Genomic DNA, 24,041 nt, shown 5'->3' on the forward strand with positions numbered 1-24,041 from the left:
CACTTACCCTTTTATGACAAGATTCACAAGCTTGCCCGGAATAACGATCGCTTTGATGATCTCTTTGCCTTCGATCCATTTCCCTACGGATGCTTTTGCCATCTCAATAATGGCTGCTTCGTCTTCACCGACACCTACCTCAATGGTTGCGCGGTTTTTCCCATTGACCGATACACCCAGAGTAAGCGCTTCTACTTCGAAAACTTCTTCGCATACTTTTTGAATCCCGAAGTTTTTCCCTTTAAATAACATCTCCGAGAGTTCCCAGCAGATATGCGGGACAATCGGCTCTAATATCGAGGTCAAAATCCAGTACCCTTCCGTCCATACGTCACGGTTTGTCTGCTCATTCAGTGCATTCATCGCTTCCATCACACCCGCAATCATCGTATTGAACGTGTGGCGCTCTCCGTACACCTCTTGAGCACGTTTCAGCGCTTCGTACACTTTTTTCCGTGCCGCTTTTTCTTCTTTGCTCAAAGAAGCATGATCGATCGTCGGTAACGCTTCGGTAACGTTGACATTCGAAGCACGATCGGCGAACCGTTTTAAAAAGCGAAATGCCCCCTCGACCGCACTGTCGTTCCACTCCAACTCTTGGGTCGGAGGTGCCGCGAAAAGGATAAAAAGACGCGCCGTATCGGCACCGTATTTTTCAACCAATGCTCCCGGATCGACGGTGTTACCTTTAGATTTTGACATCTTCGCACCGTCTTTGAGAACCATCCCCTGCGTCAGAAGGTGCTCAAACGGCTCATCGGAGCTAACGTATCCCAAATCCCGCAACATTTTCGTAAAGAAACGGGCATACAGGAGGTGCAAAATCGCATGCTCGATCCCGCCGATGTAGTGATCGACACCCATCCAGTAATCGAGTGATTGTTTATCAAATGCCTCTTTGAAGTCGTTTTTGACCGTATAACGGAGAAAATACCATGAAGATTGAATGAACGTATCCATCGTATCGGTCTCACGGATTGCCGCTTTGCCGCATTTCGGGCAGGTACAGTGTTTCCATGTCGGGTGGTGTTCAAGCGGGTTCCCCTCACCGTTAATTACTACATCTTCGGGCAATGCAACCGGAAGCGCAGCTTTATCCTCAGGGACAATGCCGCACGAGTCACAATGAATCAAAGGAATCGGAGCACCCCAATAGCGCTGACGGCTGATTCCCCAATCTTTGAGACGGAAATTGATCACTTTTTTTCCAAGCTTATTGGCTTCAAAATAGTCCATAATAGCCGCTTTGGCGGCAACGTTATCCAAACCGCTGAACTCTCCGCTCTCATGAAGCGTACCCGTTTCAGTATAGGCGCATCCACTTGGGAGTTCACCTTCCGTCGGGAAAATCACTGCTTTGATCGGAAGGTTATATTTGGTCGCGAATTCATAATCGCGATCATCGTGCGCAGGTACCGCCATAACCGCACCCGAGCCGTAATCGGTGAGGACGAAATTCGCCACCCACACCGGTACTTCAGCGCCGGTGAGAGGATGGAGGACATTCATCCCCAAGGAAACCCCCTCTTTCGGGCTGGTCGCGCGGTCGCGCGCGCTAACGCGCTGCATCGCTTTGATCGCATCCGCCGTCGCCTCATCGAGAAGACCGAAAGAGAGCATATGACGGACGATCTCATGCTCCGGTGCCAATGCCGCGTAGCTTACCCCATAAATGGTATCAGGGCGTGTGGTAAAAACATCAAATCCCTCATACACCGCACCCAAACGCGCTTCACTCTCTGCATCAAATTTGAATTTAAATTCAAGTCCGTACGATTTCCCGATCCAGTTTTCCTGCATCGTCAAAACCTGTTTCGGCCACTTCCCCTCTAGTGTTTTAAGCGATTCGAGAAGCTCTTCGGCATAATCGCTGATTTTGAGATAGTATTGATACATCTCTTTTTGAACGATCGGTGTTCCGCATCTCCAGCATCCCCCATCGACAACTTGTTCATTCGCCAAAACGGTCAAATCGTGCGGACACCAGTTCAAAAACCCTTGTTTACGGTATAAGAGACCCTTATTGAACATATCGATGATAAAGCCCTGCTCGAATGCCGTGTATTCAGGATTCGAGGTGGCAAACTCTCTATCTTCTGAAAATGAGAGTCCCAAGCCGGCAAGTTCGCCGCGCATTGTCGCAATGTTCTCATAGGTCCATTTTTTCGGATGGACACCATGTTTGATCGCCGCATTTTCTGCCGGCATACCGAAACTGTCCCAACCGATCGGGTGGAGGACATTAAAACCTTGTTGACGGTAATAGCGGGCAAACGCATCACCGATCGTATAGTTACGAACGTGCCCCATATGGATACGACCTGATGGGTAGGGGAACATGCTGAGGACATATTTTTTCGGTTTGCTAAAATCGTTAGACGGTTCGTACGCTTTTGTCGTACTCCAAGTGCGCTGCCATTTGGCTTCAATCGATGCTGGGGAATAATTCAAACAAAACTCCTAAAATACTGCTTTTTACACTATGCCTTGCTCAAACTGAGCGCGCATTTTCTCTTTTTCGGCTTGCATTTTTTGTTTTTCAGCCATTTTTTCACGGTAGCGTGCAACGCTAAATCCAGTCCAAACAACCAATTGTGCCGCAACGAAAATAGAACTGTAGGTTCCGATAATAACCCCGACAAGCATTGGGAAACTAAATCCGAGCATAATATCGCCACCGAACAAGAACAAGGTCAAGACGACAAAAAAGACCGTCAAAGAGGTCAATGTCGTTCGCGACTGAGTGCGGGAGACCGCTTCGTTAACGATCATGACGAAATCACTGCTTTTGGATTCTTGGATATGCTCGCGAATACGGTCATAGACGATAATGGTATCGTGAATCGAATACCCCAAAATCATCAGCATTGCCGCGACACTCTCGATATTAAAATCGATCTCAAAATAGGAGACAAACCCGAATGTTATGACGATGTCATGGACAATCGCGATAATTGCCGCCAATGCAAAACGCCACTCATAGCGAAATGTTACCATCGCCATGATTGCACCCAGTGTCAACAAAAACGCAGTAAGCCCTTTGACACGGAGCTCATCTCCGACTTTCGGTCCGACCATATCGACACGACGGATTTCGAACTCTCCTGTCCCTTTAAGAACCTCACGGGTTACGTCACCGATATCTTTGCTCAAACCGTCCGTCGACGCGGCAGTTTTAATGACAATCTCTTCGGGTGAACCGAACTCACTGACCGCCGCATGTTTGAACAACTCGTCTTTTTCGAGCGCTTCACGCACTTTATTAATCGGAGCCGGTCCTTGGTATTTGACCTGAACAACGGTTCCGCCGGTAAAATCGATGCCAAAAGAAAACCCTTTGGTTGCGATAAGCCCGATCGCCACAAAAAAGAGGAGAAATGAGGCTACGAAAAAGATTTTCCCTTTTCCGAGGAAGTTATAGACCTTATCTTCTTTAAACAATTCCATGATTAGTTAACCTTTCTCGTCATACCAAACCACAGTTTGTAGTTTTTCGATTTTTCGATGCGCGGGGTGAAAAGTTGGAAAATTCCGTACGTCCCGACAATCGCCGTAAGCATAGATGCCAAAATCCCCATGCTAAGAGTAACGGCAAACCCTTTGATCGCTCCCGTTCCGTAGACATAGAGGATTGTACATGCGATGATTTGGGTAATGTTCGAATCCAAAATCGCCCGCATCGCTTTGCTGTATCCCTCTTGGAGTGCCCGTTTCAATCCGATACCCAAACGGATCTGTTCACGTACACGTTCGTTGATGATGATATTCGCATCGACCGCCAAACCGATATGCAGAACGATCCCCGCCATCCCTGGCAAGGTCAACGTCGCACCCAGCAGCGCCATCATCGCCAAAATAATAAAGATATTGATCACAACGGCAAGATTTGCGATAATCCCCGCCAAGCCGTAATACATGATCATGAAAACCAATACTAGCACGAATCCACTCACCAATGCCAAAGAAGAGGCTTTGATACTATCTGCCCCAAGGCTCGGTCCGACAGAGCGTTTTTCCAACATATAAATCGGAGCCAAGAGTGCACCGGAACGAAGAGCGATCGCCAAATCGTTCGCTTCGGCAACACTGTAGTTTCCGCTGATTTGTCCGCTTCCGCCGCCGATACGCTCATTAATGACCGGAGCGGAATAAACTTTTCCGTCCAATACGATCGCGAGCCGTTTACCGACGCTTTTACCGGTAAAATCTCCGAAAATCTGCGCACCCGCAGAATTAAGCGAGAAGTTGATTACCGGACGGTTATTTTGATCGTATCCGACATGAGCATCGGTGAGCATCGTCCCATCCAAAATCGGGATCTCGTTGACCAAATGTTTTGTTTTTGGCAACAACGCATCTTCGAGAATTTTATCTCCATACATTGCCGCTTCCGCGTCACTGAGATCATTAACACGCATCGCACGGTCTTCATCCACCGCCATCAGTTCGAGCTTGGCCGCACGAGAGATCAACTCACGCGCACGCTGCTCTTCGGCTTGCGTTTTGATCCCTGGCAACTCCACCAAAATTTTATCGACACCCTGACGCGCAACAACCGGCTCCGCCAATCCAAATTGGTCAAGCCGGTTACGGATCGTTTCGATAGCTTGATCGACCGATTGGGTTTTCAGTTTCTCTACCTCTTCAGGTTTGAACGAGACACTGTACGATTCGCCCGAGTTTTTTACCGCAGCACCCTGAATCGTTTTGAGATATTCGTCGATTTTTGCTTTGTCTTCGGCATCGAGTGCGGTGAACACCACCGTCCCCTCTTCGACGCTCAAACCGTCGATCAGAATATCATTTTGCTCGGTAAAATGTTTGATCCCCGATGCGACCGATTTGAGTTGCGAGTTGACCGCTTCTTCGGTTTTAACCCCCAAAAGAAGATGCAATCCCCCCTGAAGATCAAGCCCTAGGGTAACTTTTGCACCATGTTGGCTTTGGGTCAAAGACGGTATCGAGAAAAGTATCCCGAAAACAGCGGCGACTATGAGTAATACGACGCGGAAATTAAGCTTCATCCTCGTACTTTCTCGCAACCGCTTCTTTGACGAGGCGTGCTTCGGTTTCGTTATTCATTTTGATCAAGAAATAGCTCTCTTCGACTTTTTTAATTTCGACGATTAGTCCGCCGCTGGTGACGATTTTGTCCCCTTTTGTGAGGGCTTCAAGCATTGCTTTGTGCTTTTTTGCCTGCTCATTTTGAGGACGAATGATCACGAAATACATAATAGCGATCAAAAAGACGAATGGGAGAATTTGTTGAAGAATTTCCATGGATATCCTTGGGTAATGTGAAATTGGGGCATTATACTCAAATGTGGCTAACAACGCTATAATTCCCCCATGAAATATCGATCAACCCCCATTATTGAACTCATTATCGCTCCGTTGCTTATCGCCCTTTTATTCTCCGCGTTTATCTATTGGGAACATTTTGCCCTCACCTCAAAAGCGCTCAATACCCTCTCGGGAGTCTTGGCGATTTATGCCCTGCTGCACGCACCTAAACGGGTGGTTGTCATCAGCGGGTTTTGGATCGGATGGCTCTGGTGCTATTGGATCGGCTTTAGCTTCCAATACTACGGTCTTGGATGGGCGACATGGCTTGTGGCGCTGGGATTTGGATTCGTCTATGCCCTCTATTACGGGACAATGGCACTCACCGCCAATGCCCTGCTCCGTGCGCTTATCTTGTTCGGTCTCACCTTTGTGTGGCCGATGGATTTCAACTGGATGCAACCCGAAATTATCTTTGTGGAGAGCTATCTCGGATTTTCCAAATGGCAGTTTGCTCTGATCCTTTTTGCCCTTGCTTCAACTGCCTATTTTAAAGGATGGAAAAAACCGATCCCGCTACTATTACTCCTTGGGGCAATTCAAACCTCTTATACTCCTCCTCCGATGCCAGAGTTAAAAATCAAACTGGTCTCAACCGATATTTCGCAAAATTTCAAATGGCAAAGTGAACAATTACCGCAAACGATAGACGATGATTTCATCGCTATCGATGAGGCGATTCAACAAGGATACGATCTTGTTGTCCTCCCCGAAGCAGCATTCCCCCTTTTTATGAACAGACATCCTGCAATTTCCGAAGCACTTAAAAAACGTTCTTTTTACATCACAATCCTCACGGGTACTCTGCACAAAGAACACGGTCTTAATTACAATGTTTCGTACTTGTTTAATAGTGGAAATATTACCGTCGCCAAAAAAACAGTATTGGTACCCTTTGGAGAATATATCCCTCTCCCCGGTTTTTTAAAAGAGTGGGTTAATCGCCATATTTTCGGGGGAGTATCCGATTTCGTTACCGCCAAAAAACCGACCGATTTCACTATCAAAGGGGTGACGTTCCGCAATGCCGTCTGCTACGAGGCAACCCGCAAAGAGCTCTATACTCCGAATGTTCGTTATATGATAGCGGTCAGTAATAACGGATGGTTCAAACCCTCCATCGAACCGACACTGCAAAAACTATTAATCCGTTTTTATGCCCGACAAAATAATACGATGGTGTTTCATTCGGCGAACGGCGGAGGAACTGGGATAGTGTATTAAATGGAGAATCAAGCCCTCGGGCTTGATTTTTTTAGTGGCGAACGTTGAGGTTGTTTTTCTTAATAGCGTCGATAACCGCTGCGATATGTTTCATTTTAGCCTCTTCGTCATCCATGTTGTGGATCGCATCGAGGTTAAAGTGTTGCAATTTCGTATCAAGGTATCCCGTATCGAGTTCACCTTTGATGAAGTGCTCATCACGAACGATTTGACGGTGAAGCGGGATATTGGTCGGCACACCCTCGATCAAGAACTCATCCAATGCACGTCGCGCTTTACGAACCGCATCTTCCCATGTCAACGCCGTAACGATCAATTTACCGATCATTGAGTCGTAGTTGGCAGGAATTTGGTAATTGGTATACGCCATAGAGTCCAAACGCACTCCCGGACCGCCCGGTGCAAGGTAGTTCGTGATAAGACCCGGTGAGGGTACAAAACCGAGCTTCGGGTTTTCCGCATTGATACGGAACTCGATCGCGTATCCACGGAATTTGATCTCTTCTTGCATGAAGATCAACGGATCACCCTCAGCGATTTGGATCATACGTTGGATCAAGTCGATCCCTGAGATCGCTTCAGTAACCGGATGTTCTACTTGAACACGGGTGTTCATTTCGATGAAATAGATGTTGTCGTCTTGGTCAACCAGATACTCGATGGTCCCGACACTCTCGTAGCCGAGTTTGAACATCGCTTTGGTAGAGATACGGTACAACTCACGGCGAGTCGCTTCGTTCAAGAGCGGTGATGGAGCGATTTCGATCACTTTTTGGTGACGGCGTTGGATCGAACAGTCACGGTCTCCGAGGTGAACCACGTTACCGTATTTGTCCGCAACGATTTGGATCTCAATGTGGCGTGGGTTTTTGAGGTATTTTTCGATGAACACTTCACCGCGGCTGAAGAAACGGAGTGCTTCTTTGGTTGCAGATTCGTACATCTCTTTGAAATCTTCGGCACGTTCTACGATACGCATACCGCGTCCGCCGCCCCCGAATGCCGCTTTGATGATGATCGGGAATCCGATACCGGTTGCGATTTTTTCCGCATCTTCGATGTTGTCGATCGGCTCATCCGTACCCGGAAGCATCGGAACACCGACAGCGCGCATCGCTACTTTTGAAGCCATTTTATCCCCGAACAGTGCGATATGCTCCGGTTTCGGTCCGATGAAGATGATACCGTTATCCGCACACGCTTGCGCAAACTCAGCACTCTCAGATAGGAATCCGTACCCCGGATGGATCGCGTCACAATCGGCTTTTTTCGCCAACGAGATGATTTTATCGTACTCAAGATACGCGGCAATCGGGTCACCCATAATCGGATAGCACTCATCAGCTTTACGAACCCAAACGCCGTTTACGTCTGCTTCTGAAAACACGACAACACTTTTAATCCCCAGCTCTTTACAAGCACGAATAATACGAAGTGCGATCTCACCACGGTTTGCAATCAATACTTTGCTGATCTTTTTAGTTTCCACTACTTATTCCTCATTTGAACATCATTGAGTATTAAAGACTCTGATACCCGATATCCGATTTAAAAACGAAATTATAGGATAATTCTCCTGTGAATGCAAAACTTTTTACCTTATCTCTAGGAGATTGAACGGCGAGATTCGTTTATTCCCACCGTTTCACTGATAATTATTGGTTTTTTTAGCATTCTTTATTATACTTAGGGTCAAAAAAACGGGGATATCTAATGAACATAGCGGCTAATATCACTGAACTTATCGGAAATACCCCTTTGGTGCGTCTCAATACTCTCTCCAACACGAGCGGTGCTACCGTTTTGGGTAAATGCGAATTCATGAACCCGACCAGTTCCGTCAAAGACCGTATCGGATTCAACATGATCAAATCGGCAATGGATACAGGATTGATCAATCAAGAAACGCTTATCATCGAACCGACCAGCGGCAATACCGGTATCGCACTCGCGGCTATCTGTACGGCATTGGGGCTCAAGCTCACCCTCACGATGCCCGAATCGATGTCGATCGAGCGCCGCAATCTCCTCAAAGCGCTCGGAGCCAATCTGGTACTGACCCCAGCCGCATTAGGGATGAAAGGGGCGATCGACGAAGCAGATAAGCTCGTCGCATCTCACCCTAACGCTATCGTCTTGCAGCAATTTGCCAATCCCGCGAATCCCGCCATTCATCGTGTCACTACAGCACAAGAGATTTTACGCGACACCGATAATACCGTCGATATTTTCGTTGCTGCCGTCGGAACGGGGGGAACGTTGACAGGGACAGGCGAAGCGCTCAGAGAAACACTCCCTAACGTTCAGATCATCGCCGTTGAACCGAAAGATTCTGCCGTCCTCTCGGGTGGAAAACCCGGACCGCACAAAATTCAAGGGATCGGAGCGGGGTTTGTTCCCAAAGTCCTCAATACCACCCTTTATAATGAGGTTATCACCGTCAGCAACGACGACGCGATCGCGGCAGCCAAAGCGTTAGCGAAAACTGAAGGACTACTGGTGGGCATTTCTGCCGGAGCCAACATCCATGCCGCTTCGCTGATCGCCGCACGTCCTGAGAACAAAGGAAAGACGATCGTCACCATCCTCTGCGATACCGCCGAACGCTACCTCAGCACCCCGTTATTCGACGCCTGATGCTCTTAGAAACCATCCGCTGTGAGTCAGGAGAGGGACACCACCTCCCCTATCATCAAGCAAGGCTGGACAACGCTCTCAAAACTCTCGGATACGATACGAGTTATCCGCTGCAAACCCTTATTTCTCCCCCCGATAATGGACTCTATCGCTGCCGTTTTCTCTACGATCAAAACGGATACCGTATTGAATATCACCCCTATGTCCCTAAAAAAATTGCTTCATTGCGATTGGTTCAAGGCGATGAAGTGGAGTATTCCCTTAAATTTGCCGATCGGGATGCATTAAATCTCCTCTATGAAAAACGCGACGGGTGCGATGACATCCTTATCATCAAAAATGGACTCATCGCAGACACGACTATTGCCAACATCGCGTTATACATTCAGGGCAAATGGGTAACCCCCTCAACACCCATTTTAGAGGGGACAACCCGTGCACGACTGATCGATAACGGTACTCTTTCTACGGCGTATCTCACCCCTTCAGATTGTACAAAAGCGACCAAAGTAGCCATCATGAATGCGATGGTGGGATTCGTTGAAGTGGATAATGGTATAATTACCTAAAAAAACAGGTCAAAACTCATGTTATTCGATATTATCAAAAGCTCTTCATTCGCACGTTTGATGGAAAATCATGTGCGCGATATGCTTATTTATCTTTTTGAAAATGACCAAAATTTCGGTATTTTGTGCAAAATTGAACACGTCACGTTTGATCCACCCCTTCCGAAGCACATCAACGACGAGTTTCGCGCGATGACACTGTTTTTTCTTGCCGGATACACCTTTGAAAGCGCTCGAATCGATAACGATACCCTCATTTTCGAAGCGGGGTTCGGTCATGAAAACATCGGCAGTTTTGTCTCCGTGCCGCTTCTCTCGATTGTGCAAATCATCATCGACGATACACCGGCATTTGTCAATCTGGCACTTCCCCAAGAGCAGCATCCAGCTATTAATATTGAAAAGCACGAAGGGGTTCAAAACTCGATGAGCGCCCTACTCTCGAATCCCGAAAATCAGAAGTTTTTGAAAAAGAAGTGATTTTAGTAGTCCGCTCATGGTGAAACTTGTCGAACCAAAAACACCCTTTGACAAAACAAGGGTACCGCTCGCGACGCGATGTTTCCTTGAGCTCAGGGCGAACGGAATCAATTTATAATTTCAATCCTAATAGATAGGTGACAACGTTGTCAATAAAGGCATCGTGTTTACGCTCTTTACTGTAAGCGATATAAAATTTTCGTTTGATTTTGAAATTTTTGATCCGCGCTTCGAAGAGTTTCCCCTCTTCCACTTCATCTTTGATGACATGGCGTGAGATAACCGATACGACAGGGCGTGCCGCATCTTTCGGTGAGCGCATCAACGTCTCTTTGATCGCTGTAGAGCTGGCAACTACCCCGATAACGTTGAATCCCGAACACTCTACTCCGATCTCTTCGAACACTTCCGCCGTCAATTTGCGGGTGTGTGAATTTTCATCACGGCAAATCCAGTCGAATTTGTACATATCCTCTTTGCGAAGCTGTTTTGGGATCGGCTGATTTGAGAAAATGACCAATTCATCCTCTTCCCATTCGCGGTAAATCAAACCGTCCCTGAAAATAGGTGATTCAATCAATGCGATATCGATTTTTTTATCCAAAAGCTGATCGATGATCTCTTCGGAAAATGCTACACGGATGTGAACTTCGTTATTGATTTTCTCTTTGAGCTGCGCGATATAGGATGGGAGCACATAGTTTCCGATCGCATAGGACGCACCGACAACAAACGTAAACTCTTTATTGATGATCTTCAGAACCTCTTTTTCGGAGACCTGAATCGCTTTTTCGAGTTTTGCGGCGATACGATAAAGGTCTTCCCCCTCTTTGGTAAGTTTAATCCCGTTCTTTTTACGCTCGACTACGCGTGTGTCGAGATAATCCTCGATAAATTTGATCTGTTGTGTTACCGCAGGCTGAGAAATACCGAGCTTCGCCGATGCTTTCGAAAAGCTTTTTTCCCGAACTACCGTCAAAAACGTCATCAGTTTGGCAAAATCTTTTAACATAATAATTCCTATAAGTTGAATGAATAGTGCTATTATAACTCATAATTATAACCAATTCAAGAGTTTACTATCATTTTTTCTGACAATTCGCCATGGAATTTTAAAAACAGAAAAGTTGGGCTATAATAAATTAACTATATACATCGAAGCAGGATAACAGCGGCATGGATAAAATTCTCTCAGACCTTAACGAAGCGCAGCGCAGTGCGGTAGAGCAGATTGACGGTCCATTGCTCATTTTAGCGGGGGCGGGGAGCGGAAAAACCAAAACCATTACAACACGTTTGGCATATCTGCTCGATCAAGTCGGTATCCCGGCAAGCAACACGCTGACACTCACTTTTACGAATAAAGCCGCCAAAGAGATGCGTGAGCGGGCAATGAATCTGATTAGTCAAAACTCCTACCCCCCTTTACTCTGTACATTTCACAAATTTGGTCTGCTCTTTTTAAAATTTCATATCCATCTGCTCGGCCGTGCCAATAATTTCGTCGTCATCGATACCGACGATAAAAAAAAGATCATTAAAAAGATCAATGCCGATCTCCCTACCGCCCTTGTCGCTTCGGAGATTTCACGCTATAAAAACTCCTTGATTGATCCGCAAGAGGCCTATGCTCAGGCAGAACTCACCAACTACAAACACATCGCCAAAATTTATGAAGAGTACGAAGCCTATCTTCTTAAAAACAACCTTGTCGATTTTGACGATCTGCTGTGTCTCACTTATAAACTGCTCGATGAACATCCCGATCTGTGTAAACAAACCTCGGAGAAATACCGCTACATCATGATCGATGAATATCAAGATACCAATGAATTGCAACTACGACTCCTTCAAAAACTGTGCAGCACCCATAACAATCTCTGCGTCGTAGGGGATGACGATCAAAGCATCTACGGCTGGCGCGGTGCGCATGTTCGCAACATTCTCGAATTTGATCAAGATTTTGAAGATGCAATGGTGGTGAAACTTGAGCACAATTACCGCTCGACACAACCGATCCTCACCGTAGCCAATGCTCTTATTGAGCATAACCGCTCACGACTCGGAAAAACCCTTATCGCTACCAAAAGCGGCGGAGATGAAGTCAAAACCATCAGCTCCAACGATGAGAGTGAAGAGTCTCAAAAGATCGCCAAAGCGATCAAAGAGTTGATTAACCAAGGGGTCCGTCCCAACGAAATAGCGGTATTGTATCGGATCAACGCCCTCAGCCGCTCTCTCGAAGAGGGGCTAAACCGCGCCGGAGTTGCGTACAAACTCGTAGGGGGATTACGATTCTATGATCGTGCTGAGATCAAGGATCTCATCAGCTACCTGCGTGTCATTACCAATGTCCACGATAACTTCTCCCTCAAACGGATTATCAATAAACCCAAACGGGGTCTGGGTAAAGCCACCATCGATAAAATAGAGCTCTCTTCGATCGAAGCGGGCAAATCGATGTTCGAGTTTATCTCGACCATCAGCGACGTGGATCTCGAAGCATTGGTGCGGAAAAAAAGTGCCGGAGAGTTGCGTGATTTTGTCGCTGAAATTCTTGAACTTCGCCGCGTGGCCGATGAGGCGATTTACCGTTTTATCGATCTGCTCGAAGAGCGTTTCAAAATCAAAGAGACCCTAAAAGGGCTCCCAGATGAAGCGGAAAAGATCGCCAATATTGATGAGTTTTACGGACTTTTTCGTGATTATGTCAAACAAAATCCCGAGGCGACACTCGCGGAGTTCCTCAACGACATCACCCTACAAAGCGAACAAGATCAGGTCGAGGGGGAGAGTATCTACATCATGAGTATCCACGCCTCCAAGGGGCTGGAGTTCGAACACCTTTTCGTCATCGGTTTGGAAGAGGGATTCTTGCCGCTGATCGGGGACGGAAGCGATCTCGAAGAGGAACGGCGTCTTGGGTATGTCGCATTCACCCGTGCCAAAACCAACCTCACCCTCTCCAGCGTCAACAGCCGTTTTTACAAAGGGCGCCGTACCGAACTGCAAAAAAGCCGCTTTATCAACGAAGCGGGATTGTGCGAAGGCTCTTTGATCCTCGAAAAAAATACCTCCTATAAAAAAGGGGATTTGGTACGCCATAAAATCTTCGGTGCTGGTCGGGTTGAGGGGGTGAGCAAAGCGGGACGCGAATTTAAACTCAGCATCAACTTCGGGGGCAACAAACGGGAAATTCTCGCCTCATTCGTGGAGAAACTCTGATTGAACCGTCTCTTTGTCGCCTATAAACCTACGGGAATCAGCTCGAATCAACTCCTCGGTCGTCTAAAACGGCGCTACGGTGTCAAAAAAGCGGGCTATTCAGGAACACTAGATCCTTTTGCAAAAGGGGTATTGATTGTCGCATTCGGCAATCACGGACGATTGTTTCGTTTTTTGAACAAAGCCCCCAAACGCTACCGCGCGACATTGTGGCTCGGAGCCTACTCACCGACCCTCGATATTGAAAAAATTGAAACGATCGATGACGTATCTCCCGTATCTGAGGATACAATCCGTTCTCTTTTTGCTTCATTGATCGGTGAACTTACCTATCTCCCGCCGAAATACAGTGCCAAAAAGATTGACGGTAAGCGGGCCTATGAACTCGCACGTGAAGGTAAAGAGGTGGATATGCGCTCCATCACCTCAACCATCTACGATCTCACACTCATTCACTATTGCCACCCTTTCATTACCTTTGAAGCCACCGTATCAGAGGGGAGCTATATCCGCTCACTGGGTGAAATTATCGCCGAAGCGCTTGGAGTAAACGGTGCCCTTACGGCACTGGAACGCCTCAATGAAGGAGAGTTCATTTTTGAAAACGAGAAAGAACTTGACGTCAAATCCTCTCTCGGAATCACGAAAAACCGCTATAATGGCAGATTAGAAACCGTTCTGTTGGGGCAACCCTTGCAACGTCAAGATTTTGATCTGCAAGATGATGGAACGTATTGGATCGACAACGGTGAAACTATCTCTATCATCGAGATAGCCCCTGATGGTGTCCGTTATATTCTCAATAAGGTTGAAGCATGCTGATTCTCTCCAGAAGAGCCGAAGAATCGATCATTATCGCCGATACGATTACGGTCAAAGTGGTATCCATCGAAAAAGGGGTCGTAAAACTCGGGATCGATGCGCCTCACAATATACGAGTTCTACGCAGCGAATTGATCCGTGCGGTAGAAGATTCCAACAAAGAAGCTTCAACCCATCAAGATGAATCTTTACTGCACCAACTCGCCCAAAAATTCAAATTATGATCCGTTATAAAGCCTACGCAAAAGTCAATATTTTCCTCAAAATTACCGGTATGAGAGGCGATTATCACACCCTCTCCTCCCGATTTATGCGCGTTAACTCTCTTTTTGATACCCTATGGTTTGAAAAAAAATCGACACCCGAATTTGAAATTCGGGGTAACTTTGATTGCGAAGTTCACTCCAACACCATCTACAAAGCCTATAAATATCTCCAAAGCTCTACACGCTCCAATAAGCTGTCCGTTTTCTTCGAAGAACATGCCGTTTGTGTCGATAAAAAAATCCCCTCTTTCGCAGGTTTGGGCGGTGGAAGTTCGGATGCGGCAACTTTTTTGCGAATGTGTAACAAAGAGCTTGAGTTGGGGCTAAGTGTTGATGAGCTAGCAGAGATAGGTTCATCCGTCGGTGCGGATGTCCCTTTTTTCGTCTACGGCTATGAGAGTGCTAATGTACGCGGCATCGGAGAGATTGTCGAACGCTATGACGAACCACTTTTGGACTTAGAGATCGTCACCCCCGACATCCAGATCAGTACCCCTGCGGTCTACCGTTATTACCGAGAGCACCTTTATAATCCGATCACTCCCGAGGAGGCGATACGCCTCGAATCAACTTCTTCGCGCGATATACTCGCTTCCATGAGCCCTAAAGAGGCAAACGATCTGTATCTTTCTGCACTGGGATGTTATGCTGAGCTTACTGAAAAAGAGGGGTGGTTTTTCTCCGGTAGCGGAAGCAGTTTTTTTAAAAAAATATAGAATTTTGGCACAATGTGCCGAAAATTATTTACTTGCAGTTTCGGTAGATTTTGGCGACCTAAAATAATTTATGTTTCATTTTATTTCGTTTTGCTTTAAAGATTATGCAAATCATCAATTCAAGCTATATTCTTATGTAGAAACTACAAGGGAACATGCGCTATCATCCTATATCTATGTGCGACCAGATTTATCGTTGCACCATATAACGGGATTTCAAGGAGAACGTTTTGGGTGAAAATATCGCCACCAATAAAAAAGCCTTTTTTGACTACTACATCGAAGAAAAATTCGAAGCAGGATTAGTACTCAAAGGGAGTGAAGTCAAATCACTCCGTGCCGGTCGTGTCAATCTCAAAGACGGATTCATCAAAATTGTTCGCGGCGAAGCGTTCGTTTTCGGCGTACATATCGGCGTACTTGATACAACCCACCGTTTTTATGCGCATGAAGAGCGGGGAAGCCGCAAACTGCTCCTTCACAAAAAACAGATCGATAAAATGTTCAAAGCGGTAGAGAAAGAGGGATTTACCCTCGTACCGCTCAGCATCTATTTCAACGATCGAAATATCGCTAAAATGCAAGTCGCTATCGCCAAGGGGAAAAAACTTTACGATAAACGGGATGATCTAAAAGAAAAAAGCATCAAACGCGATATTGAACGGGCACTCAAAGGGGAGTAACATGGTAGACATAGACGAGCTTCACCTCAAAGATCTACAAAACCCCCTTTCACCCCTCAATGTATGAAGAATATTGCATAACCCAGCTTTCCATTCGTGGTGAGCTTGTCGAACCATGAACAAAACACCCTTCGACAGGCTCAGGGAGAACGGTGTAAAAAATACATTTTAGAGGCTATACAAGAAGTCTAATAATTACTCCATACTCATTCTCCATCTTCCCAAACAGATCGGGAAAAAATCCAAAATCTACTCCTACGGATTTATCGTTTCAGAAAACACCATTTATTATCATGATAAGAAACAAAGTCAGTTTGTTATTTTTACAAAATGGAATAATAAAAGGCCAAAGTGAAAAGAAAAGTACCGCTTCGAAAAGCGGCAGGGAGATTATTTGCGGCGGATTTCTTTAATACGCGCTGCTTTACCGGCAAGGTCGCGAAGGTAGAACAATTTCGCACGACGTACACGACCACGGCGAAGAACTTCGATTTTCTCGAGGCTGTCACTGTAGATTGGGAATACACGCTCGATACCAACACCGTTAGCACCGATTTTACGTACAGTAATAGTTTTACCAGTACCTTCTCCACGGATAGAGATACAGATACCTTCATAGTTTTGAACGCGTGATTTATCACCTTCTGTAATGGTTACTGCCAAACGAAGAGTGTCACCTGCGCGGAACTCAGGGATGTTTTTACTAGCGATTTGCGCTTGTTCGAAGCTTGCAATATACTTATTTTTCATAAGATGTCCTTAGTTTATGCTTTTGAAGCTGCTCCGGCCTGAAGTATGCAGTTTTGCATTCAGACAGAGACGATTTTAGTGCACGGATTTTACTATGATTTCCCTTTAAGTATTCTGATGGAACACTCATATTCTCATAGATCGGGGGTTTTCCAAACGTCGGAGCTTCCAAGAGTGGAGATTCGAAACTCTCATACTCCAAAGACTCGCTATTTCCGAGCACTCCGTCGATATTTCGAACGATCGCGTCGGTCATCACCAAAGAGGGAAGTTCTCCACCGGTGAGGACGTAATCGCCGATGCTGAATACTTCATCGGCGAAACGTTCTATCACCCTCTCATCGATCCCCTCATACCGTCCGCTGACGAATACGATATGCTCCTTTTTGGAGAGGCGTTTTGCATCGTTTTGGGTAAATTGTTTTCCTACCGGAGCGACGAAAATCATATGGGCATTTTTCGGCAATGAATTCAGCGCATCAAACAGCGGTTGCGGTGTCATCACCATTCCCGCACCGCCGCCTGCGGCAGTATCGTCAACTTTGTGATGTTTGGATGCGCTGAAATCTCTGGGATTGAGAAAATCGACCGAAAATTTTCCTGATTCTATCCCCCGTTTGAGGATAGAATCTTGAAAATAGCCCTCGATCAAGTTGGAGAAAATAGTGACGTAGGTAAAGCGCATCAAGACGCCTCTAACAGATCTAACCCGCCCGTTACACTAATCAATTTTGCGACAGCATCCGTTTTGATCACGAAATGATCAATATACGGAATTAAAAAGGTGGAAGGAAGTCCTTTGGATACCAATGCTTCATCCGTTTTGACCAAAAGGTAATCCTGTGCACCGATCCGTTCAATCTCCTGCACGGAACCTAAACGGATTTCCCCCTCAACAACACTGGCACCCAATAAATCAAACCAAAAAAACTCATTATCGTTCAAATTGCAGCGCTCGCGCGTCGCTTCGTACGTTGTGAATAATTTTGCGTTTGTGAGAGCTTTTGCCGCTTCTGGAGTATCGATCCCTTTGAGATGAACGAGTTCCCGCTCAGGGTTATAGGAGGAGAGAATCACCTCTTTGCCGTTTTCAAGGCTAAACGTAGCATTCGGGATGAATTGTTCGGGAAAATCGGTGAAGAGGTTCAATTTCATGTCCCCTTTTAAGCCGACGGTGCGACCCAAAGTGGCAACATGAAGAAGATCTGCCGAAGCTGAATTACGAAAGCGGTTCGACATTGATTCGGTAACTTTTTCCGTCTTTGGCTTTGCATCCGGAAATGACGGTTTTGATCGCTCCGATCATTTTTCCCTCTTTTCCGATCAGCTTGCCTACATCGGCTTGATTGGCATACAAAATGATTTCGGTCACTTCGTCGCCATCAAACGATTCTACCCGAATCTCTTCGGGATAAGACGCTATTAATTTAGCAAAACCTGCGACGAAGTCCGCAACCATGATTATTTACCGGTAATTTTTTTAACGCGGTCTGACATTTGAGCACCGACGCTCAACCAGTAGTTTAGACGCTCTTCATCTACTTTTGTAGTGATAGGGTCTGTCATCGGATTGTAGTAACCGATCAATTCGATCCAACCGCCGTCGCGGCGTTTGCGACTATCGGTTACTGCGATACGGTAGAAAGGTTGTTTTTTACGTCCCATACGGGTAAGACGGATGACTGTTGCCATGGTGTGTTCCTTATGTTATATTGTTTCGCGTTAAAGAAACTTTGCAGAGTGTTTTGCCCACAAAAGCAAAAGAAAAACCGCAAAATCGCTTGAACGCTGAGATAAACGCTTCGAAAAGCGGCTATCTTAGCGTTCTTTGCACGGGTTAGCGCGGTAAACGCATCCCCTGCATCTGTCCCATCATGCTTTGAAGTTCCTTCATCCCCTGCTTGCCTGAGAATTTTTTCGCCATTTTCGAGGCATTTTTAAACTGTTTCAAAATACGGTTCACCTCGATAATGTCCAGCCCACACCCTTTTGCCAAACGGGCTTTTCGACTGTTGTTCAACAATTCGGGATCTTCGCGCTCTTTGACCGTCATTGAAGAGACCAGTGCTTTGATCTGTTTGAGCTGGCTGGAGTTTTCCAAATCGAAATCTTTGAGCGCGGAAGCCATGTTCCCCATTCCCGGAATCATACCGAGAATTGATTTCATACTTCCCATCTTTTTGAGACTCTCCATTTGCTCTAAAAAGTCATTAAAGTTAAATTCACCCTTTTTGATCTTTTTGCTGAGCTGTTTTGCTTTTTTCTCATCAATAACCGAAGCGGTACGCTCCGCAAGCCCTTCGATATCACCGAGCCCCATAAGACGGTTGACGATACGATCCGGCAAGAAGATTTCGAGATCTTCCATTTTTTCGCCCGCACCGATAAAGCGAAGCGGGACTTGAATTTGAGAAGCGATCCCAAGAGCAACGCCCCCTTTGGAGTCCCCGTCGTATTTGGTGAGGATAACCCCGTCAATCCCGATTTTCTCGTTAAACGTCGCGGCGGTACGAACCGCGTCTTGACCCGAGAGGGAGTCGGCGACGTAGAAAATCTCATGCGGGTTGGCAGCCGCTTTGACTTCCGCCAATTCACCCATCAACTCATCATCAATCGCCAAACGTCCTGCGGTATCGATCAATACGACATCGACAAGCACTTTTTTAGCATGATCGAGTGCCGCTTTGACGACTTCGACCGGATTTTTTGTTGCGTCATCGGCATAAAGTTCAACATCAATGCTTGCGCACACTTGGCGAAGCTGCTCAACCGCCGCAAGACGCTGCAAGTCTGCCGCTACGACGAGAACTTTTTTCTTTTGGCGCACTTTGAGCCAATTTGCGAGTTTCCCCGTTGTCGTTGTTTTACCCGAACCTTGCAAACCGCTCATCAAAATAACGGTTGGGGATACCGGAGCGTAGACAAACCCTGATTTGCCTTTGACATCCAAAAGTGCATACAAAGAGGTACGCAACGCATCCAAGAACTGATCTTTACCGATGCCGCTTTGTTTGGTTTTGATCTCGACGGAGTCGATCAACTCTTTTACAACTTTATGATTTACATCGGCTTTGAGGAGTGCTTTTTTCAGCTCGCCCAATGCCTTAGTCAGCGCCTTTTCATCGTCGTGAAAACGAATTTTGCGAATGGCGGAGGTAAACGATTCGGTTAGTGTATCAAACACTTCAGCTCCTAAATGCTTTGGTTACAGGGTTTAAAAAGTTTCAAATTATACTTAATTTTTTCTTCAACTATGCTTTGCCGTCATTCCCGCGAAGGCGGGAATCCAGCTTTTCCATCAAAATACAAAATACAGGTCAAAATACAGGTCAGGCGTTAAATGTCAATAGACTTCTTTACGATGTCCGATACGAACAATCATAATAAGAACTTTTTCTTCTTTGATACGAAATATAATCCGATAATCTCGAACACGCAGACGAAATTTTCCTGCGTACTCCCCTTTGAGTGCTTTGATATTATTTTTAAGCTGTGAGGGGTCGGTTGCTAGAAGGATAATTTTTTCTTTAAGCTGTTTTTGAATAGCAAAATCCAAGCTTGAAAGCTCTTTTTTGGCAGAGGGCAAAAACTCTATAGCGTACATCGACTACAGTCCAAGCTCTTTCCACACATCTTTAGCCGGTATTGCCTTAACTGTTCCTGATTCAAGTTCACGTAAACGCTTATCCGCTAGCTTTTCATCTAGCATATCAAAATAAATCATCAATGCATTCTCAATAAGATGACTTTTCTTTTCATTGAGTTCTTTGGCAATTGCATTAAGCTCCGTCACTACATCATTGTCTAAAGTAATACTCATTTTTGTTACATTAACATATTTGCCCATTATGCACCTCTATTTATATGGACAATTATACATTCAATAAAGAGAGTTGTCAACAACGACGAAACTTATTTAACTCCCGAAATGCCCAAATACTTTCGGCTCCGGTGCTTCAAATGTTTGTCCGAGCAACGTCACTTTTTTGGCATGGAGCATTACACGTTTGGATTGTCGTCCGCCGTATGATTCATCCCCGATGATCGGGTGTTGCGCGTATTTCATGTGGGCACGGATTTGGTGAGTTCGTCCGTGATGGATGATCAACTGCACTTTGGTCTTTTTCCCCGACACTTCGAGCGGGGTCACTTCAGTAATAGCGGGTTTACCCTTTTTTGCCACTTTCGTATGGGCTTTGTTCCCTTTTTTTTCGGTAATGAGAGGTTGATCGATCACCATCGGCTCGGTTACCAATCCCTCTACCCATGCGACATACTCTTTGTAGACACGGTCTTTTTTAAACTCGCTGATCGCTTTTAAACGGAACTCTTCGTTTTTCACCAGCATCAGCACACCGCTCGTTTCGCGGTCAAGTCGATGGAGCAACTGTGAGCCTTTGAACTGACGTTCGATCTCATCGGAGTTGACGAATGCCGGTTTATCGACAACAATAAGATTATCGTCTTCAAATATCGGACGCACTTTTTCCACTTTTTGGACGATAAAGACCGTTTTGGGACTGATTTCACCCCGTGCGATCATCACTTTGTGATTTCCGACATAAACCAAACCGCGATCGATCAGTGATTTGGCCTCAGAGTTGGATATTCCCTCTTGCTCCGCTAAGAGCTTATACGCTTTTGGTTTTTCCATTTTCATTCTCCGTTAAATAATTGAGTACTTTTTGCAGATCGACGCTTCCGTTGATCTGCGAAGGGGGCATCGTTTCCGCATTTTTCAACGCATCTGCGATCCCCTCCAGTGAGGTAAACTGCACATGAGAGACGTATTTAAACAGCTCCCGCTGTAAAAACATCTGCTCGCCCGTGATAATCTTGCATCCGAACGTTGCCGGCTCAAGCGGGTTATGCCCTCCGATCGGTGCGAATGCTCCCCCTAAGATAGCTACATCGCTGATGGCATAGAGGTTATTCAACTCCCCCATCGCATCGATGAGGACAATATCACTCTCCAACGATTGCGATTGGCTCCAGCGCTCAACACTCATCTGAGGCACACTTTTCTCAATCAACTCTCCCACTTTGGCAAACCGCTCAGGATGGCGAGGAACCACTAACAATCTGGCGGAGGGGTTATGCTCGCGATAGGCGATAAAACCTCGGAGTATCCCCTCCTCTTCCCCCTCATGGGTACTGGCGGCGACAATCACCGTCCCCGTCGGCTTCTCATAATGCTTTGTCGCTTCGATCTTTTGGGAGAGTTTGATATTCCCGACCACTTCGACATTCGCAGCCCCTAAAGCGATAAAACGGGCCATGTCCTCTGCACTTTGGCAAAAGACACGGTCACACTGTGACAATAAAATCCGATAAAACCACCGCATACGATAATACTTCGGAAAACTGCGATCGCTGATGCGGGCATTGAGCGCAACAACCCGCGCGCCGCGCGTATGGGCCAAACGAAACAACAAATACCAAAACTCCGCTTCCAAGACGACAACAGTTTTAGGACGTTCAATCCAAAACCATAGCCATATTTCATAGGGGAGGTAGCGCACCTGTGCAACGTATTTAGACGCGGCTTCATACCCCGTGTGGGTTATGACACTGATAGCAATCTTTTTATTACCCAATTTCTCCACTATAGGAGCGATTGCTTTTGCTTCCCCCAAAGAACACACATGAAACCAAATGTCATGCGGTTGAAAAGGAGGGTTTTTGATGCCAAAAAATCGTGCCGGAATCGAGTCTCGATATTTTTTCTTGAACGAAAAGAGGAGCAATAAGGGGAAAGCTACGGCGTAAAAAACCGCCGCAACCAAAGTATAAAAAAGATCGAACGCTACGTTACGCACCGATAGCGTCAGAAGGCTCTAAAAATAAAATACGACCACAGTGAGGACACATGGTGATCTCTTCGCCTTTGATAACATCGGAATAGACTTTATCGCTAACTGCCATATAACATCCCATACATGCTTGATTACGAACCGGTACGGCAGTGGTATTTTTTGCCCAGCGGCGAATTTTTTGGTAGAACGACAACCCTTTTTGGTTCATAGTGCCGACCAATGCTTCTTTTCGAGCAAATACCTCTTTGCGCTCTTCGTCAATACGTGCCAATTTAACATCGACATCGGCTTTAACCGTAGAGAGCGTGCTATCGATTTCAGCTGCTTTCGCTTCAAGCTCGTCGATTTTGCTTTGTTTGTGATCGATCAATTTTTCCAAACGTTCAATCTCTTCGTTCGCGAAGCTCACTTGCTCTTTTGCGATCTCTTCTTCGAGTTGAAGCGATTTCATTTCACGTTCAGTTTTAACTTCACCGCTTTTTTTAGCGTTCTCTTCTAATTTTGAAGAGAGTTCTGCAAGATGAAGCTCATTTTTGTGTTTTTTGATCTGTTCGTCTTTGATCTCTTGCTTCAATGTGTTGATTTCATTGGCAATGCCGTTTTTTGTCGCCATCAACGCTTCGTATTGAAGATTGGCTTCTTCGATTTGCGGTTCAAACGCGTCGATCTCTTTGTCTACTTGTGAGAGTTCGATCAGTTGTTCAAGGTGTTTGTTCATACGGTTCCTTTTGGAGTTACACAATTACCTAATACAGGGCATTTAAGATGCCCTTTTACACTTAAAGATAGGTGAAGGGGTTTTTTGATGGTGAAATTATAACACTCAATCCTAATTTTTCCAAATGTCTCTCTAAAACCTCGCCAAAATAGCGTTCGCTCTCATAGTGACCGATATCAATCATCGACAATCCAAGCACCTGCGCTTCCATAGCATCATGGTATTTGATGTCACCCGTCAAAAAACAATCGGCTTCGATATTGCGCATCAGCGATGCCCCCGATCCGGTGACCAATGCGCACGTTCGGATATGCTCATGACATTTCACCCCTCGGGTATGCGGTAATCCTAATGCCATTTTGATCTTTGCGGCAAAGGTATCGTAGGGCTCATCTATCCCCAGATAGGCGACAAACCCCTCTTTGGCGATGATGGGGTACCCCAAAACTTCACTCGCAACATAATCATTTAGGTGCGTTTGGTCGAAATTGGTGTGCATTGCGATATTGGTGATATTTTTTCGGATCATCGGTGCTACGATTTTTGCGGGATATTGGTTGAACTGCAATTGTTTCAGCCCGCCGAAAATCACCGGATGATGGGTAATCAGCAACGCGTTTTCAGGGATTGATGCGATCAGCTCTTCGTCGATGTCGATGCTGAGGACCACATGGGTGATCTTTTGGGCAAAATCGCCGACCAACAATCCGGAGTTATCCCACCCCTCTTGCATCGCAAACGGAGAGAGGGCATCTAAATAGGTGTAGATCTCTTTGACCGTCATTTTTCATA

At 46.0% G+C, this 24,041-nt stretch carries 27 protein-coding genes; 9 read left to right on the forward strand and 18 right to left on the reverse strand.

What is annotated here, in order from left to right; translation table 11 throughout:
• Positions 1–3: 3 nt before the first annotated feature.
• The 4 genes from leuS to yajC are packed head-to-tail and all read right to left on the reverse strand — an operon-like array spanning position 4 to position 5,280.
• Positions 4–2,451 (reverse strand): leucine--tRNA ligase, encoded by a 2,448-nt coding sequence (gene leuS / locus JHC35_RS00640; protein WP_295041440.1) that lies wholly within the window; start codon positions 2,449–2,451, stop codon positions 4–6.
• Positions 2,452–2,475: 24 nt separating this feature from the next.
• Positions 2,476–3,447, reverse strand: a complete 972-nt coding sequence (secF, locus tag JHC35_RS00645; RefSeq protein WP_295041442.1) for a protein translocase subunit SecF — start codon at positions 3,445–3,447, stop codon at positions 2,476–2,478.
• A 2-nt stretch (positions 3,448–3,449) separates the two neighbouring features.
• The gene (gene secD, locus JHC35_RS00650) at positions 3,450–5,024 is read right to left on the reverse strand and encodes a protein translocase subunit SecD (RefSeq protein WP_295041444.1); all 1,575 of its coding nucleotides are present in this window, start codon (positions 5,022–5,024) and stop codon (positions 3,450–3,452) included.
• The gene (gene yajC / locus JHC35_RS00655) at positions 5,014–5,280 is read right to left on the reverse strand and encodes a preprotein translocase subunit YajC (RefSeq protein WP_295041446.1); all 267 of its coding nucleotides are present in this window, start codon (positions 5,278–5,280) and stop codon (positions 5,014–5,016) included. Before yajC ends, secD begins: the two co-directional genes overlap by 11 nt.
• Positions 5,281–5,349: 69 nt before the next feature.
• On the opposite strand from yajC, the gene JHC35_RS00660 reads away from it, so the two are divergent.
• Positions 5,350–6,567, forward strand: a complete 1,218-nt coding sequence (locus JHC35_RS00660; RefSeq protein WP_295041448.1) for an apolipoprotein N-acyltransferase — start codon at positions 5,350–5,352, stop codon at positions 6,565–6,567.
• Positions 6,568–6,598: 31 nt separating this feature from the next.
• Here the strand turns inward: JHC35_RS00660 and JHC35_RS00665 are convergent, their stop codons facing one another.
• A complete protein-coding gene (locus JHC35_RS00665; RefSeq protein WP_295041450.1) occupies positions 6,599–8,056 on the reverse strand; it encodes an acetyl-CoA carboxylase biotin carboxylase subunit in 1,458 nt (485 codons plus the stop codon).
• A 224-nt stretch (positions 8,057–8,280) separates the two neighbouring features.
• On the opposite strand from JHC35_RS00665, the gene cysK reads away from it, so the two are divergent.
• From cysK to JHC35_RS00680, 3 genes are read left to right on the forward strand one after another with little or no spacing between them, the layout of a single operon-like run.
• Entirely contained in the window at positions 8,281–9,204 is a 924-nt protein-coding gene (gene cysK / locus JHC35_RS00670; RefSeq protein ID WP_295041452.1) for a cysteine synthase A, read from the forward strand.
• Positions 9,204–9,773 (forward strand): aminotransferase class IV, encoded by a 570-nt coding sequence (locus JHC35_RS00675; RefSeq protein WP_295041453.1) that lies wholly within the window; start codon positions 9,204–9,206, stop codon positions 9,771–9,773. The genes cysK and JHC35_RS00675 overlap by 1 nt, the downstream gene beginning before the upstream one ends.
• Positions 9,774–9,791: 18 nt before the next feature.
• The gene (locus JHC35_RS00680) at positions 9,792–10,253 is read left to right on the forward strand and encodes a hypothetical protein (RefSeq protein WP_295041454.1); all 462 of its coding nucleotides are present in this window, start codon (positions 9,792–9,794) and stop codon (positions 10,251–10,253) included.
• Between the two features lie 112 nt (positions 10,254–10,365).
• On the opposite strand, the gene JHC35_RS00685 is transcribed toward JHC35_RS00680, so the two are convergent.
• Positions 10,366–11,265, reverse strand: a complete 900-nt coding sequence (locus JHC35_RS00685; protein WP_295041455.1) for a LysR family transcriptional regulator — start codon at positions 11,263–11,265, stop codon at positions 10,366–10,368.
• Positions 11,266–11,429: 164 nt separating this feature from the next.
• On the opposite strand from JHC35_RS00685, the gene JHC35_RS00690 reads away from it, so the two are divergent.
• The 5 genes from JHC35_RS00690 (at position 11,430) to smpB (ending at position 15,965) form a co-directional block, all read left to right on the forward strand.
• Positions 11,430–13,478 (forward strand): UvrD-helicase domain-containing protein, encoded by a 2,049-nt coding sequence (locus JHC35_RS00690; RefSeq protein ID WP_295041456.1) that lies wholly within the window; start codon positions 11,430–11,432, stop codon positions 13,476–13,478.
• A complete protein-coding gene (gene truB / locus JHC35_RS00695; RefSeq protein ID WP_295041457.1) occupies positions 13,479–14,300 on the forward strand; it encodes a tRNA pseudouridine(55) synthase TruB in 822 nt (273 codons plus the stop codon).
• Complete coding sequence (csrA, locus tag JHC35_RS00700) at positions 14,294–14,524, forward strand: carbon storage regulator CsrA (RefSeq protein ID WP_295041458.1); 231 nt, start codon at positions 14,294–14,296, stop codon at positions 14,522–14,524. Before truB ends, csrA begins: the two co-directional genes overlap by 7 nt.
• On the forward strand, positions 14,521–15,282 hold the full coding sequence (locus JHC35_RS00705) for a 4-(cytidine 5'-diphospho)-2-C-methyl-D-erythritol kinase (protein WP_295041459.1): 762 nt from the start codon (positions 14,521–14,523) through the stop codon (positions 15,280–15,282). The genes csrA and JHC35_RS00705 overlap by 4 nt, the downstream gene beginning before the upstream one ends.
• Before the next feature lie 230 nt (positions 15,283–15,512).
• Positions 15,513–15,965 (forward strand): SsrA-binding protein SmpB, encoded by a 453-nt coding sequence (gene smpB / locus JHC35_RS00710; RefSeq protein ID WP_295041460.1) that lies wholly within the window; start codon positions 15,513–15,515, stop codon positions 15,963–15,965.
• A gap of 390 nt (positions 15,966–16,355) precedes the next feature.
• Here the strand turns inward: smpB and rplS are convergent, their stop codons facing one another.
• The 12 genes from rplS to JHC35_RS00770 form a co-directional block, all read right to left on the reverse strand.
• Positions 16,356–16,715: a 50S ribosomal protein L19 gene (rplS, locus tag JHC35_RS00715; protein ID WP_295041461.1), complete on the reverse strand. Its 360-nt coding sequence runs from the start codon at positions 16,713–16,715 to the stop codon at positions 16,356–16,358.
• Positions 16,705–17,400, reverse strand: coding sequence for a tRNA (guanosine(37)-N1)-methyltransferase TrmD (gene trmD / locus JHC35_RS00720; protein ID WP_295041462.1), 696 nt, complete (start codon positions 17,398–17,400; stop codon positions 16,705–16,707). The genes rplS and trmD overlap by 11 nt, the downstream gene beginning before the upstream one ends.
• Positions 17,400–17,954, reverse strand: a complete 555-nt coding sequence (gene rimM, locus JHC35_RS00725; protein ID WP_295041463.1) for a ribosome maturation factor RimM — start codon at positions 17,952–17,954, stop codon at positions 17,400–17,402. Before rimM ends, trmD begins: the two co-directional genes overlap by 1 nt.
• Complete coding sequence (locus JHC35_RS00730) at positions 17,935–18,174, reverse strand: KH domain-containing protein (protein ID WP_295041464.1); 240 nt, start codon at positions 18,172–18,174, stop codon at positions 17,935–17,937. The genes rimM and JHC35_RS00730 overlap by 20 nt, the downstream gene beginning before the upstream one ends.
• A 2-nt stretch (positions 18,175–18,176) precedes the next feature.
• Positions 18,177–18,407, reverse strand: a complete 231-nt coding sequence (gene rpsP / locus JHC35_RS00735) for a 30S ribosomal protein S16 (RefSeq protein WP_013459360.1) — start codon at positions 18,405–18,407, stop codon at positions 18,177–18,179.
• A gap of 145 nt (positions 18,408–18,552) precedes the next feature.
• Positions 18,553–19,899: a signal recognition particle protein gene (ffh, locus tag JHC35_RS00740; RefSeq protein WP_295041465.1), complete on the reverse strand. Its 1,347-nt coding sequence runs from the start codon at positions 19,897–19,899 to the stop codon at positions 18,553–18,555.
• 159 nt (positions 19,900–20,058) lie between these two features.
• The gene (locus tag JHC35_RS00745; protein ID WP_295041466.1) at positions 20,059–20,319 is read right to left on the reverse strand and encodes a type II toxin-antitoxin system RelE/ParE family toxin; all 261 of its coding nucleotides are present in this window, start codon (positions 20,317–20,319) and stop codon (positions 20,059–20,061) included.
• A 3-nt stretch (positions 20,320–20,322) separates the two neighbouring features.
• Positions 20,323–20,562 carry a hypothetical protein gene (locus JHC35_RS00750; protein ID WP_295041467.1) on the reverse strand — a complete coding sequence of 80 codons (240 nt, stop codon included), beginning with the start codon at positions 20,560–20,562 and terminating at the stop codon, positions 20,323–20,325.
• A 69-nt stretch (positions 20,563–20,631) separates the two neighbouring features.
• Positions 20,632–21,369, reverse strand: a complete 738-nt coding sequence (locus JHC35_RS00755; protein ID WP_295041468.1) for an RluA family pseudouridine synthase — start codon at positions 21,367–21,369, stop codon at positions 20,632–20,634.
• The gene (gene waaA / locus JHC35_RS00760) at positions 21,347–22,534 is read right to left on the reverse strand and encodes a lipid IV(A) 3-deoxy-D-manno-octulosonic acid transferase (protein ID WP_295041469.1); all 1,188 of its coding nucleotides are present in this window, start codon (positions 22,532–22,534) and stop codon (positions 21,347–21,349) included. The genes JHC35_RS00755 and waaA overlap by 23 nt, the downstream gene beginning before the upstream one ends.
• Complete coding sequence (locus tag JHC35_RS00765) at positions 22,527–23,249, reverse strand: C4-type zinc ribbon domain-containing protein (protein ID WP_295041470.1); 723 nt, start codon at positions 23,247–23,249, stop codon at positions 22,527–22,529. Before JHC35_RS00765 ends, waaA begins: the two co-directional genes overlap by 8 nt.
• 61 nt (positions 23,250–23,310) lie before the next feature.
• Positions 23,311–24,033 carry a Nif3-like dinuclear metal center hexameric protein gene (locus tag JHC35_RS00770; protein ID WP_295041471.1) on the reverse strand — a complete coding sequence of 241 codons (723 nt, stop codon included), beginning with the start codon at positions 24,031–24,033 and terminating at the stop codon, positions 23,311–23,313.
• Positions 24,034–24,041 lie beyond the last annotated feature (8 nt).

It is taken from the genome of Sulfuricurvum sp., assembly GCF_022759005.1.
Taxonomy (GTDB): Bacteria; Campylobacterota; Campylobacteria; order Campylobacterales; family Sulfurimonadaceae; genus Sulfuricurvum.